At 46.4% G+C, this 13,580-nt stretch carries 9 protein-coding genes; 7 read left to right on the top strand and 2 right to left on the bottom strand.

What is annotated here, in order from left to right; genetic code table 11:
- Positions 1–3,275, bottom strand: a 3,275-nt coding sequence (locus QUA38_RS21690) for a PAS domain S-box protein (protein WP_333165432.1), incomplete at its 3' end; no start/stop codon positions are given.
- Positions 3,276–3,888: 613 nt separating this feature from the next.
- Here QUA38_RS21690 and QUA38_RS21685 point away from each other — a divergent pair.
- The 7 genes from QUA38_RS21685 to QUA38_RS21655 all read left to right on the top strand — a co-directional run bounded on the left by QUA38_RS21685 (position 3,889) and on the right by QUA38_RS21655 (position 10,674).
- Positions 3,889–4,863: a LysR family transcriptional regulator gene (locus QUA38_RS21685; RefSeq protein ID WP_333165429.1), complete on the top strand. Its 975-nt coding sequence runs from the start codon at positions 3,889–3,891 to the stop codon at positions 4,861–4,863.
- Between the two features lie 93 nt (positions 4,864–4,956).
- Positions 4,957–6,021, top strand: a complete 1,065-nt coding sequence (locus QUA38_RS21680) for an anthranilate phosphoribosyltransferase family protein (protein WP_333165427.1) — start codon at positions 4,957–4,959, stop codon at positions 6,019–6,021.
- Between the two features lie 139 nt (positions 6,022–6,160).
- Entirely contained in the window at positions 6,161–6,766 is a 606-nt protein-coding gene (locus tag QUA38_RS21675; RefSeq protein ID WP_333165424.1) for a molybdenum cofactor guanylyltransferase, read from the top strand.
- 49 nt (positions 6,767–6,815) lie between these two features.
- A complete protein-coding gene (locus QUA38_RS21670; RefSeq protein WP_333165422.1) occupies positions 6,816–7,991 on the top strand; it encodes an aminotransferase class V-fold PLP-dependent enzyme in 1,176 nt (391 codons plus the stop codon).
- A 426-nt stretch (positions 7,992–8,417) separates the two neighbouring features.
- Complete coding sequence (locus QUA38_RS21665; protein ID WP_015175132.1) at positions 8,418–8,765, top strand: DUF6717 family protein; 348 nt, start codon at positions 8,418–8,420, stop codon at positions 8,763–8,765.
- 14 nt (positions 8,766–8,779) lie between these two features.
- Entirely contained in the window at positions 8,780–10,129 is a 1,350-nt protein-coding gene (locus tag QUA38_RS21660; RefSeq protein WP_333165419.1) for an LCP family protein, read from the top strand.
- Positions 10,130–10,149: 20 nt separating this feature from the next.
- Positions 10,150–10,674, top strand: a complete 525-nt coding sequence (locus QUA38_RS21655; protein ID WP_333165416.1) for a pentapeptide repeat-containing protein — start codon at positions 10,150–10,152, stop codon at positions 10,672–10,674.
- 441 nt (positions 10,675–11,115) lie between these two features.
- Here the strand turns inward: QUA38_RS21655 and QUA38_RS21650 are convergent, their stop codons facing one another.
- Positions 11,116–13,473 carry a polysaccharide biosynthesis tyrosine autokinase gene (locus QUA38_RS21650; protein WP_333165413.1) on the bottom strand — a complete coding sequence of 786 codons (2,358 nt, stop codon included), beginning with the start codon at positions 13,471–13,473 and terminating at the stop codon, positions 11,116–11,118.
- Positions 13,474–13,580: the final 107 nt, after the last annotated feature.

Below are 13,580 nucleotides of genomic sequence, written 5' to 3'. Positions count from 1 at the left end.
CCGCCGTAATTGCGCGTAGAAGTGCTGTCAGCTTGGCGGAAGCGATCGAACACAAAGGGCAAAAACTCCTTGCTGATGCCAATTCCCGTATCTCTGAAAACGATCGAAACAGAGTGAACCGGAGACGGCCCAGATAACATGGCGCCACCCGCTGCTCCCGGTTCCCCATCCTCCGATAGCGTGATTTCCACGCGACCCGACGGCGGCGTAAACTTAATAGCATTCGAGAGCAAATTCCACACCACCTGCTGCAAACGAGTAGCATCGCCCCTCACCAAGCTCACCCCTTCATCACAAAAACTCACCACTTCAATTCCCCTAGCTTCAGCATCAGGGCTGAGCGCCTTCACTGCCGTTTCTACAATCCGTGCCAAATCCACCGGGCACAGTTTCAAACACACTTTGCCACTCACAATCCGGGAAACGTCCAGCAAATCCTCAATCATCTGAGTCTGCAACCGCGCGTTTCGCTCAATAGTCTCCAAACCCACAGCCGTTTTTTCCGGACTCAATTTGCGCTGCCGCAGCATCTGGGCCCAGCCCAAAATCGCGTTCAGAGGCGTCCGCAACTCGTGAGAAAGCGTTCCCAAAAACTGGTCTTTAATCCGGTTGGCCTCGTCTGCTTCCCGGTAAAGCCGCGCATTGTCGATAGCCACCGCCGCATCCCGCGCCAAATCCTGCAGCAAAACCAAATCGCTCTCCCCGCAGCGGCGGCCCGACTCCCCGCACAGCAGCGAAATCGCTCCCAGCGTCCGACCACGAGCGATCAGCGGCACGCAGATTGCCGACAGAACCTGGGATTGAGATCGCAGCACCAACTGCAGTTCCCTGTCTGGCACAACCGCCTCGATCACCCATTCCGGTATTTCTGGGTAGAGCTTCGACTCACCAGTCCGTAGCACCTTTGCTACTCCGTGCCGTCCATGGGGGTCTAGCGGCATACGCCGATCAATTTGCCACAGCAGAGCGACTTTGCTGGGATCTGAGTGAGCAACTGCTTGCAAGCGGATCGAGCCGTCGGTATCGAGTAAATGCACACAGCACCAATCCCCCAGCGCCGGTACTGTTAAATCTGCCAAACCTTGCAGCGCCTTCTCGTAATCTAGGGAAGCCGACGACAGCAAAGCCAAGGCTTGAGCGCTAAAATAGGCTGTTTGGGCCGATCGCTGGCGATCGTCAATATCAGTACAAGTCCCGAACCATTTGAGAATTTTCCCCTCAGCGTCGCGCACGGGCAATGCCCTGCCCAGATGCCAGCGGTAAGCTCCGTCAGATGCCCGTTTAAAGCGGTATTCCACCTCGTAAGTCTTCCCTGTCTCCACCGAGGTCTTCCAACTTTCTACAGCATCTTCCACGTCATCTGGATGTAGAGGTAGCTGCCACCCCCAGCCTTGAGTTTCCTCCAGCGTCAAGCCAGTATATTCAAACCAGCGCTGGTTGTAGTAGTCGAGCCAGCCGTCGGGTCTGGCAGTCCAAACTATTTGCGGGATAGCTTCAGCAAGGACGCGGTACAACTGTTCGCTGGCTTCGGCTTGGCGACGGGCGGCCTGTTCCCGGGCCAATGCCCAATTCCTCTGTTCTTCGGCCTCTTTGCGAGCGGTGATGTCGCTAATCACGCCGATCCATTTGTAGGGATTGCCTTGTTTGTCAAGCACTGCTTTGCCTCGATCGATCCAGTGGAGCAAGCGGCCCCGCTGGCACTGAACGCGGTATTCCTGAAAAAATGGGGTGGCAGAACTGTCTGGCGCACTCAAATACCGATCGACCGCTGCCAAAACTCGATCGCGGTCGATCGGGTGCACAATACTGTTCCAAGCTGCTCTTGTCCTCGGAAATCCGCCTTTTGCGTACTCCAAATGTTCGTCTACGTGACCGAACCACAGCACGATCCCGGTTTCGATATCCCATTCATAAATTAAATCACTGGCACTTTCTGCCGCAATCCGAAACCGCTCTTCAGACTGTCGCAGCACTTCCAGAAATTTAAAGCGTTCCGTCACGTCCAAAACCAGAGACATCACCGATATCAACTGTCCAGAATCGCTGTAAAAAGCCGAATTGTACCACTCGCAGTGTACCAACGAACCCCACTTATTATAATTCCTGTTGCGAACTACATTGCAGCGATTTTCTGGTTTTTTTAAACTATAAATTGCCGATTCTACCTCTTCAAAATCGCCATTATAAATAAATTTCCATTCGCTAAAATGCTTGCCTAAAACTTCTATTTTTTCCCAACCAAAAATCTTTTTTGCCGCAGGCGACCACCCACTAATCCGAAAGTTTTCATCCCACTCAATCACCGCTAGGGGGGTGTTTTCAAAATGAGAAGTTAGTTTTTGCAGCGCCTCGCGCAAGGATGCTTCTACTTGCTTGCGCTTAGTAATATCCCCAAAAGAAATAGCAATGCCATCGCCCAGTTTAACGGTCATAATCCGAAACCAGCCAACAATGCCTTCGCTGTTGTAATAAATCTCGGTTTCTAGGGGAATTCCTGTTTCTAGAACTTCAACGTAACGGTCGAACAAATTGTTATCTTTATGGCCGGGCAGCACTTGCAGCAATCGCTTGCCGATTAATTCTTCAGGGGTACTCTGCTGAATTTTTGCCGCTGCGGGATTGACGTATTCCCATTCAAAATCCACAATTGTGGATTCGTCGCTGATGCTGCGGAACACGTTAAATCCGTCTAGAGATAATTCCTGAAAAACGCGGAAGCGTTCTTCGCTTTCTTGTAACTTGTCTACAGCGTCAAGTAGGAGTTCCTCGACTCGCTCGCGCTGTGTTATTTCTGCAAGTAATTGCTGGTTAATTTGCTGGAGTTCGCTTGTGGGGGATGGGAAGGAATTTTTAATAGCAGAGTCGGCTTGCGGTCGATCGACCTTTTGGGTTCGCAGCGCCGTATTTCCTGCAAAAAAGGCCGCTCCAGCCATAGCCAAAAATTCAGAAATCCAGGGTGTCAGGGATGCTAAAGCCCACAAAGACATGATAGCGGTTAAGGCGGCGATCGAACTTGACAGCCATTCGCTGGGATGCAGCAGCATCCAAACTTGCATCAAGTGAGTTGTCCCGCCCCAGAAAAACCAGGCTCCCAATACGAGAAATCCCTTACTCAAAGGCACGTCCGGCTGCTTCCGGGCATAGTATGTCAGAAGTGCTGGAATTGAATAATAAGCCAAGGCAATTAACACATCGCTGACCGCGTGCAGTCCCATCAACTGGGCTTGCCACTGGCAACATCCGCCTTGCAGAATAAAATTGTGGTTAAATGACATAATCTTAATAAAATGGCAGCATTTCGGCTTTGCTGTGCGATCGATCCTAGTTGCACTTGTGTTGCTGACCCGCTAATTTCTAGTTTATACACAAAAAAACATAAAACAAGAGTGACTTTAGTTCGGGGAGGAAAGTTCATAGCAGGATTTAACCTGCCTGCAATATTCGTACATTTATTGAGAGGTTTAGGGAGAGTGAGGTACTATAATTCCCAAGGATGTACGCAATTCAATGCTATCTTTTGAATTCACAACTGACGTAAAAACAGATAAATTGAACTCACTTGATGAAGGGATTACTAGAGTGCCGTTCATTGAAACGGTTTAGCTAGAAGCTGGCAATATTCGATAAACTCATCTTTATTGAATCTATTTTTTGATAAGTTTGCAGATTCAGAAATCCTTTCAACATAGGAGAACCGACTTCTACTTGGAGGCTTAGAAATCCTGCCGGAGCAGATTGATGCTTGGAGCGTAGCATCCCCGCCTCTCGCCCCGGAATCAAAACTAATCTGTACCTGTATCAAAGTCTACTAAATTCTGCTACTAAATCGGTTAATGTCACAGATTATCTTCCAGTAAAATTTCTGAAACCATCTCTAATTAAACCTCCATGCGCTTAGAGCAGCTTCAAGCATTTCTTTCAGTTGCTGAAACTGGTAGCTTTCAGCAAGCGGCCCGGAAGTGCGGCGTTACCCAATCGACTATTAGCCGCCAAGTGCAGGGATTAGAAGCGGAAGTGGGTTTGTCGCTGTTTCACCGCACAGCCCACGCGAAACTGACTGTGGGAGGGGAATGCCTGTTACCTCACGCTCGCAAAATATGTCAGACTTGGCAAAATGCTGCTGAAGAATTGGGAGACTTACGGGCGGGAAAGCAGCCGGAACTTTGCGTGGCTGCGATTCACTCGGTTTGCGCTGCTTATTTGCCGCCTGTGCTGCAAAAGTTTTGCCGCGACTATCCAGACGTTCAGTTGCGGGTGACCTCCCTCGGGAGCGATCGAGCTCTGAAAGTCCTCAAAGACGGTTTGGTGGACATCGCGGTGGTGATGAACAACCGCCATTTTACTCAAGCCCCGGAAATGTTGGTTGAGGTGCTCTACAATGAGCCGATCGAGGTGTTGATGGCCGCTAGTCATCCCCTGGCCGAGTACGATCGAGTACCTTGGCCGGAATTGATTTGTTACCCGCAAGTGGTGTTTAAGGACGGGTACGGAATGCAGCGGATGGTGCAAGAACAATTTGGACGCATCGGTGCTAAACTTCATGCTGTTTTGGAACTCAACACTCTTGATGCTTTTCGGGGTGTGGTGCGACAGGGAGAATTGATTGCTTTGCTGCCGCATTCAGCTTTGGTGGACGCGAAGGGCGATCGCACTTTAGCAGTGCGGTCGATAGCCCACGAGCGGTCAAATTCCAAGGTTTCGGCGATCGGTCAATTGGCAGCAGATCCCACTTGGACTCGCGAAGTGGTATTAGTGACAACTCACGATCGAATGCAAATTCCGCCTATCGCCCATTTTTGGAATCTGGTACGCGAATTTGTGCCGCCACTTGATGTAATCAAGCTAGAAAAATCAGGCAGTTAATTAGATAATTTTGAATTGAATTTTGGGAATTTTAAATTTAAAACGATTCAAATATTACCAATTACTAACTACCAATTACTAACTTCAAAAGTTATGAGTGACGCATTTAGAGAATTGCTGCGAAAAATTGGCAGCGGAGTACACACAGGAGAAAACTTAACTCGTTCCGAAGCAGCAGCAGCTACGCGGATGATGCTGCTGGGGGAAGCAACACCGGCTCAAATCGGAGCTTTTATGATTGCCCACCGCATTAAACGGCCCACTGGGGAAGAATTAGCCGGAATGCTCGATGCTTATGAAGAATTGGGCCCTATGCTTGCCCCCCCAAACCGAGAAAAAGGGTTTTCCGTCTCTACCGTCGCCGTGTTTGGCGTTGCTTACGACGGGCGATCGCGCACGGCTCCAATTAGCCCTTTAACAGCCCTAATTTTAGCCGCCTCTGGCGTCCCAAGCCTCATGCACGGGGGCGATACCATGCCAACCAAGGAAGGCATTCCCCTGATTGAAATTTGGCGCGGTTTGGGAGTAGACTGGAGAAAACTGACTTTAGAAAAAGTCCAGCAAGTTTTTGACAGTACGGGTTTAGGTTTTGTTTACCTCCCCAAGCATTTTCCTCAAGCAGCGGCTTTAGTACCCTACCGCCGCGAAATTGGTAAACGACCACCTTTTTCCACAATGGAGTTGATGTGGTGTCCCTGTGCCGGGGACGTTAATGTCATCTCCGGCTATGTCCACCCGCCCACAGAAGGTATGTTTCAAAAAGCCTTTGAGTTGCGGGGAATCAAAAATTATACCACTGTCAAGGGATTGGAGGGAAGCTGCGATTTGCCGCGCGATCGTACTGCGATTATCGGCATTGCTAAGCCGGACTCTGACTTCGAGCGAGTGCTTTTGGCCCACGGAGATTACGGTTTTAGCAGCACAAATCCTGCCTTTGAATCAACCTCTGAGTTATTCAAACAAATGCCGGAAGTGTTGCTGGGAAAACCCTCGGAATTGATGCAGTCCGCTATCTGGAACGGCGGATTTTATCTGTGGCGCAGCGGAATTTGTTTGGATATGAACTCGGGTTTGATTGAGGCAGAAACTTTATTGAGTAGTGGTCAAGTCGTGCAAAAACTTGAGGAAGTTAGCCAAGCCGTTAGCGTTTTGAGTTGAGAATGACAGTTGAAAGTTGACAGTTAACCGTTAACTACTGACTACTGACTACTAGACATCTCCAATAATTATTGTGGAACAGGCCCGAAAGCCTGTTCAAAACAGGCAATTCTTACGATGACTACTGACTACTGACTTAATGACTAACCATCAAATTGCTGTAATTGTGCTTGCCGGCGGCCAAAGTTCGCGGATGGGTAGGGATAAAGCTCTGCTGGAAATTGAGGGCAAATCCCTATTGCAGCGGGCGTTGGAAGTGGCGGCAGTTGTAACGCCAGCAGTTTATGTTCTGACTGCTTGGCCCGATCGCTATCGATCGACCTTAACTGAAACATCACAATTTCTGGTAGAGTACAATCCAGGCTCCGGGCCATTGGTTGCATTGACTCAGGGATTGACAGAAATTGCAGCCGAGTGGATTTTACTGTTAGCTTGTGATTTGCCTTTGTTGGATGGCCCGATTATTCAGAAGTGGGCAAGTCAGTTAACAGAATTTCCCCGATCAACTTTAGCAGTTGTGCCTTATCACAATTCGCGCTGGGAGCCTTTGTGTGGCTTCTACCGCCAACAATCTCTGCCCAATTTGCAAAGTTTTATTGACAAAGGGGGACGTTCCTTTCAAGTGTGGTTAAATCAAATCTCCGCCATCCCTCTACCTGTAGGGGAACGAGAAGCAGTAATGTTATCCAATTGCAATACATTAGAAGAGTTTGAGCAATTAAAAGGTAAAATGGTTGACAGTTGACAGTTAACTGACTAATGACTAATGACTACTGACTAATGATTAATTACTAATGATTAACGAATATTGGTTGCTCGATCGCAATATAACCTTCCTCAATCACGGCTCTTTTGGGGCTTGTCCGATTCCCGTACTCGAAGCGCAAACTATTTTTCGGGAACAACTGGAAAGAGAACCATTGCGCTTTTTACTGCGGGAATTTGAACCCTTGTTGGATAATGCGAGAAATCAATTAGCAGCATTTCTCGGTGCGGCTGAGGAGGACTTGGCTTTTGTGCCGAATGCCACGACGGGAGTAAATGCTGTTTTGCGATCGCTCTGTTTTTCTCCGGGCGACGAATTGCTAACTACAAATCAGGAATACAACGCTTGCCGCAACACACTTAATTTTGTAGCCGAGCGTACAGGCGCTAAAGTAATAGTAGCACAAGTCCCGTTTCCAATTGAGTCACCCGACCAAATTATTGAAGCAATAATTAAGTGCGTTTCACCTCAAACAAAGTTAGCCTTATTAGACCACGTTGTCAGCCAAACAGGTTTAATATTTCCCATCAAACAATTAGTAGGCGAGTTAGCTAACCGTGGCGTCGATGTATTAGTAGACGGAGCTCACGCGCCGGGAATGGTCGCGCTGAATTTAGATGAAATTGGCGCGGCTTACTATACCGGAAATTGCCACAAATGGCTGTGTACGCCCAAAGGTGCGGGCTTTTTATACGTGCGGCGCGACAAGCAAAATGCCATTCGCCCAACTACGATCAGTCACGGTGCTAACTCGCCCCGCGCTGATAAATCGCGCTTTCAATTAGAATTTGATTGGATGGGAACTGTCGATCCTAGTCCCTATTTGTGCGTGCCTGTAGCTATTGATTTTATGGGTTCTTTGTTGAGCGGCGGCTGGCCGGAGTTGAGGGCAAAAAATCATGTTTTAGCCTTGGCGGGTAGAAAAATATTGGCAGACAAATTAGATTTGCCACTGCCTTGTCCTGATGAAATGGTGGGTTCGATGGCGGTTGTGCAACTGGTAGACTCTCAGTCTGATGTGGTTGTAAAGGGAGGGATTCCACCTTTGCAAGAGGCACTGTGGGAGATTTTCAAGATAGAAGTTCCGGTGATTCCTTGGCCGGATGCTAGCAAGCAGTTGGTGAGGATTTCGTCTCAGTTGTACAATACTTTGCCACAGTATCAATATTTAGCTAAGGCGCTGGTTGAGCTGACGAAAATTTGAGCTAAAGCTTCGCGAAAATAAACATAACACCGAGCTACTCACAGTTATAGGTTTCTAGTTAGGATGAAGTATTCATAGTTTTAATGAATACAGAGTATTCGTCCTTACTACCAACATAATAATTGTTATCAAACAAGGCACAATTAGAGGGAAAAATCCGGCAACTAATAATCTTTAACACTTTTTTAAGTTGTCACCATTTACCTCAGCTCAAAAAAAATTAAAAAAACTGCTCTCAAGCCCGATAGCCATAGATTTCTCCAATCCCCCCAAGCCCAATAAAGTTTGTAAATAGCCCGCGAAATTTCTTAAGTGAAAACAGGGTTGTCAAATCGGATAGCGCCCAACTTCCGCGCAACACAATATAATGTATCAACATTTGCATTTTCCCAGACAAAACAAAGGAAAGGAAAAGAGGAAAATACCATGTCCAATGCCATGATGGTAATTTACCCCTATCGCGAACAGTACACCTGGGTTTTTGACGACGAGCGAGTCGGACTTGTGCGAGAACCATTTGTTCAGGGCGTCCCGGAAATGATTAACGCGCTCGTCGCAGACATTCCCAATGCCGCTCAAGGTTTCCGACTTTTATTTTCAGCCAATCCATTTCCCGGATATCAAGCAGAAATGCTGTGGTTGAAAGCAGAATACGGCGGTAACTGGTATCGGTGGGAATCCAAAAATCTCGAAGGCTGGCTGTGTCCGGCTATGTTCAAATACTTTCCAGAAGCACCGCCCAAGTTTTACTGCAAAGCTGAAAAACTGCAATAACCAACAGCAAGTCAATGAAAAACTTGTCAATTTTTAAAAGAGACTTTGTTACACCAGTCGATCAAACCTCTCGAAAAAAGCCTAAATTCTTCCTGTATATAGTGGGGCTATTTTTCCTAGTCTTCACCGCCGCCATCTCGGCCACAATGGGGGCAATTACTGCCCTGTTAGCTCCCGTGGAACCCCCAATTATCAATAGAGTATTAGAGGCGACTGGCTTTGACTATCTATCCTCCAACCGCTCTGGATACCGCCTGTCGCGGTCAGTTAATATCTTGATATTGGGAATTGACGGCGTACCTGAAGCCGCAGCCAATGGCCCTAAGATTTTTGAGGGCCGCAGCGATACAATACTCTTATTTCACCTCGATCCTAGAGATAAATCTATTAGTTTGCTTTCAGTTCCACGAGATACTAAAGTCGAAGTTTCCGGAATTAGCTTTAGCAAAATTAGCGAAGCCAATGCTACGGGAGGAGCAGCTTTGGCGACTCGATTGGTTAGCAGTATGCTGAACAATACGAGAATTGAACGATACGTGCGAGTCAGCAGCAATGCGTTTCGGGAATTAGTCGATTTAGTGGGCGGAGTTGAGGTATTTGTACCTCGCGCCATGTCGTATACAGATAGCGCCCAAAAGTTAAAAATAAACTTAGCCAAGGGATGGCAAACTCTCAACGGAGAACAAACAGAACAATTTGCTCGATTTCGCAACGATGGTTTAGGAGATATTGGTCGCATTCAGCGGCAGCAATCTTTAATTCAAGCTATTCGGAACCGCCTCACAAGTCCATCAGTATTGGTGCGCTTGCCACAAATTGTGCGATTGATGCAAAAATATGTGGATACAAACCTAAATTATGAGGAAATATTGACGCTGGCAAATTTTGGTTTGCAATTGGATCGAGAGAATTTTAAAATGGTAATGTTGCCTGGAAGTTCTAGTTCAGAACAAGCCGATTTGAGGAGTTATTGGATTGTAGATGCGATCGGGCTTGAGCGCATTATGACACAATATTTAAACCCGGGCGTGCTGGATTTTGCCCAAGGACGACTTCCCAATCCAAGCGCGCCCGTTTTGCCCAAAAACCTCAAAATAGCCGTCCAAAATGCTTCTAGCAAACCGACCACCGCAAAAAACGTTGGTGAATTTCTCACAAAAAAGGGCTTTTTTAATGTATCTGTAGTGCAGGATTCGCCCCAGAAGGAGCGTCAAAGTCAAATTATTGTTCAGCAAGGCGATTTAGAGGCAGCTAATTTACTGCAAAAAGAATTAGGAGGCGGTAAAATTGAAGCATCTTCTACGGGTGAAATAAATTCTGACTTGACGCTTCGCGTTGGCGAAGATTGGGTAAAGCGATTTTAATTAGTCATGAGTCAATTACCATGAGTGCAATATCTGTGAAAAGTGTTTTCAGAATTTTCCTAAACCTATTTGTAAGTTTAGTGTTGGCTTTGGGGTGGGTGCTGCTGAGTGCTACTCCGGCATTTGCCCTGCCGAAAACAAATATTAATTACACAAATATTAATTTGTCCGATCGCGATTTTTCCAACTCAAATTTAGCGGGGGGAACATTTGTCGCTGCCGAAATGCGGGGAACAAATTTTCAAGGTGCTGATTTAACTAATGCGATTTTGACTAAGGGAGTTTTACTAAATGCCAACTTATCAGGTGCTAACCTATCCGGTGCTTTGGCAGATAGAGTTACATTCGACGGCGCTAATTTGACGAATGCTAATTTTTCCGAGGCAATTATGACTCGAACTCGGTTTTTTGATGCTGCAATTTCTGGCGCAGATTTTACTGACGCGATTATCGACGCTTATCAAGTAACTATCCTGTGCGAAAAAGCAGATGGTGTCAATCCCGTGACGGGAGTTCCTACCCGCGAAAGTTTGGGATGTCCCTAAATATTTACACTTACAGGAATTACACAAAAATGGGTTTTACGCGCTACTTATAGCGGGTTACATTTATCGCGGTAAAGTGCCAAGTACACACCCTACATAGGGCTTGCTGAATAAAGAGAAAAACGAGATGTTTTATGGATTTTTCAGCGCCACTGGGGTGGTCAAATGCAATAATTGCTGCTAAGGTTGCTCAAAAACAGTGCATCACCACCTGCGATCGTGTACCGAAAAGTTTCGCGGTGCCCCAAGCCCAGCAGCAGACTTTGAACTCCCCAACGGGTGCGCGTTGGCAGCAGATAATCGTTGTGGGAGCATCTCATATTTGTAAAAACACTTGTTCTGGCTCCTTCTTTCTGAGTCTTTCCTACTGGCTCCTGTCTCCTGCTTCCAATTCCTCCCTTGGGTGCTTTCACTAAGATGCTCCCTCAGCTTTGTGGGGTATCACTCTTTTTTAGGAGCTAGTTTGCGGATACGAGACGATGCTGGTGCCAAATTCAAATATTCATTTTTATCTTCAACAACTGAGGCTCTAGATGCTGGATACTTCTTGCGTTTAGGGGCATGATTCGCAACTGTACCTAAGCATGGTATGCCAAAATTTTCTAATTGACTGAAAACTTTTTGAACTACGGACAAGGGAACCTGCTTAATTGCTACAACCATCAATATGCCATCTGTGCGCGCAGCTAAAAAATTCGTATCTTTACTGTCAACGAGCGACGGCGTATCGTAGATAACTAAGTCAAATTTTGCCTGAAGTTCTTCCATTAAATACTGCATCCCAGATGATGCCAGCCGTCGAGCAGTACCAGGACCAGGGAGACCGGCAGTTAATACAAAAAGATTATCTGTTAGATGCGATCGTTGGATAATTTCATTGGGTTCGTTTTTATGGTCGAGCAAGTTGCTCAATCCCTTGACATTAGGCAGTTCCAGCAGCAAGTGCACGCTGGGCGAATGCAAATTCGCGTCTACTAACAGCACTCGCTGACCCGCCAGCGCTGCCACGTGAGCTAAGTTTAAAGCAACGGTAGATTTTCCTTCACCAACTGTAGCCGAACCAACTGCCAAAGAGCTAATCGTTCGATTGGAAGAAAGAAAGCGGATATTAGTATAAAGAGAGTCAAAAGCTTCTATAAATTCCGCAGCATTTTTCTTATTACCCTCTTTTCCTTCCAGATAAGCATAGGCATTAGCAATAGAAGGCGGCAATTTTCTAGCATTTTTGTCCAGAGGAATTGCTCCCAATAAAGGTGCTTCAACCGCATCTTTAACGTCATCAGCACAGTAGAAAATATTGCGGAACTTTTCAATAAGGATAGCAGCTCCCAGACCCAAAACTAGCGCTCCAACAACTGCCATCATTAATTTATTTTTAGCTTTCGAGGCAACTGGAATCAGGTTGCCCTTCTCATCTCGCGGTATGCCTGGTTCAGAAATTATTTCCCAAGGTACTTGGCTTTGAGCTGCTTGGACGCGCAGAGTTTCCCGCTGACTTAAAAGTTGATCGCGGGTGCGGGCGGCTACTTCTAATTGCTGTTGCAGTTCGTTGTAGCGGCGGGCTATGGTGGGGAATTCTGTTGCTTGTCGGTTTAAATTATTTTTAGTTTGGGTGATTGCTTGAAGGCGAGCTTCTAAGACTTCAACTTGGTTAGCAGTATCCACCAATTGTTTAATCAAGCCTATGCGAATAGAATTTTGAAAATTCTGAACTTTAGAATTAGCTTGGGTGCCTACTAAGTTTTGCCCCAAAATTCTATCAGTTTGCTGGTTGAGCAAAGCTACTAAATTTGCCCGCTTGCGCTCTAAAGCTTCCACTATAGGGTTAGCCGATTTAAAACGAGCTGTTTCTACAGCAATCTGACCTTCTACTTCTTTAACCTTGATCAGCAACTCTTTATATTGAGGTTCTTCGCTTAAAGCTGAAGCCGCAATAGCTTCATTTGGTGTAAAATCTAATTGTTTTTGCAAGTTAGCGTACAGCGTTTTTTGTTCTTGCAGTAGCCTTTGAGTTTCTAACTCTAAAGTTTCTACGGTACGAACTTGCTGGATTAATTGCGCGCCTTGTTCTTTAGGATCGGTAATCTTTTGCTGCTGCTGTATCACCTGTAACTCCGATTTCAGGTCGTTTACGCGCTTATTGAGTCCTGGAAGCTGGTCTTCAATAAATTTAACACCTTCACCAATCCGAGTCTTGCGTTCATCAAGACTGTACTTTAAATATTTCTTTTTAGTTTCTTGTAAAACGAACTCAATTAATTTAGGGTCATCCCCCATGAAGCGAACTTGCAAAATTTTAGTGAGCGTCATCTGATCTTCTCCCATCCGCAAAACAATTAATTCTTTTTCAAGAATTTTTTCTGTAACTTTTGGATATCGTTTTTGGACTTGTTTGGCAATAGCAGAAAGCATCTGAGGACTCTTGAGAATTTCAAGTTGAGTTGCGTAGTCCAAACTAAAAAAATCTCGATTAGGTACTCCTCCCCCCTCGCTGCGATTGGCTAGGGCAGCGGGGTCAGCAATTCTTGCCTCCGTTGTCACGGGTTCTACTAGCATCCGAAAATCGCCTTGATATGTTTTCTTGCCTCCCTGGATCTGATAAACAGCTCCAGCGCCCACTAGACCTATAATCCCAATAATGATGAGGGCTTGTCGCTGAAAAGTCCTCAACAACGGTTTTACATTCAATCCTTTCTGAGGCTGCGCGCTTAACTCTTCTCCCTCGTCAACGGCAAATTGCTGCACCTGTCGGCTCTGGTTGCTAATGGGTACGATATGAGCGTCCTGTTCTCTTTCCATGTTGACCTCTTGGATATTTTGTGGGTAAAATCAGCTTTCTTCTGCGAGCCTTCGGGTTGATACTTTGAGCATTGGCTTAAGGATATCACACGAAATTATTGGTTGGT

The organism is Microcoleus sp. Pol12B4 (assembly GCF_036701385.1).
Taxonomy (GTDB): domain Bacteria; phylum Cyanobacteriota; class Cyanobacteriia; order Cyanobacteriales; family Microcoleaceae; genus Microcoleus.
The sequence above is the reverse complement of the archived record's forward strand: the minus strand, read 5'-3'. Positions and strand labels throughout refer to the sequence as shown.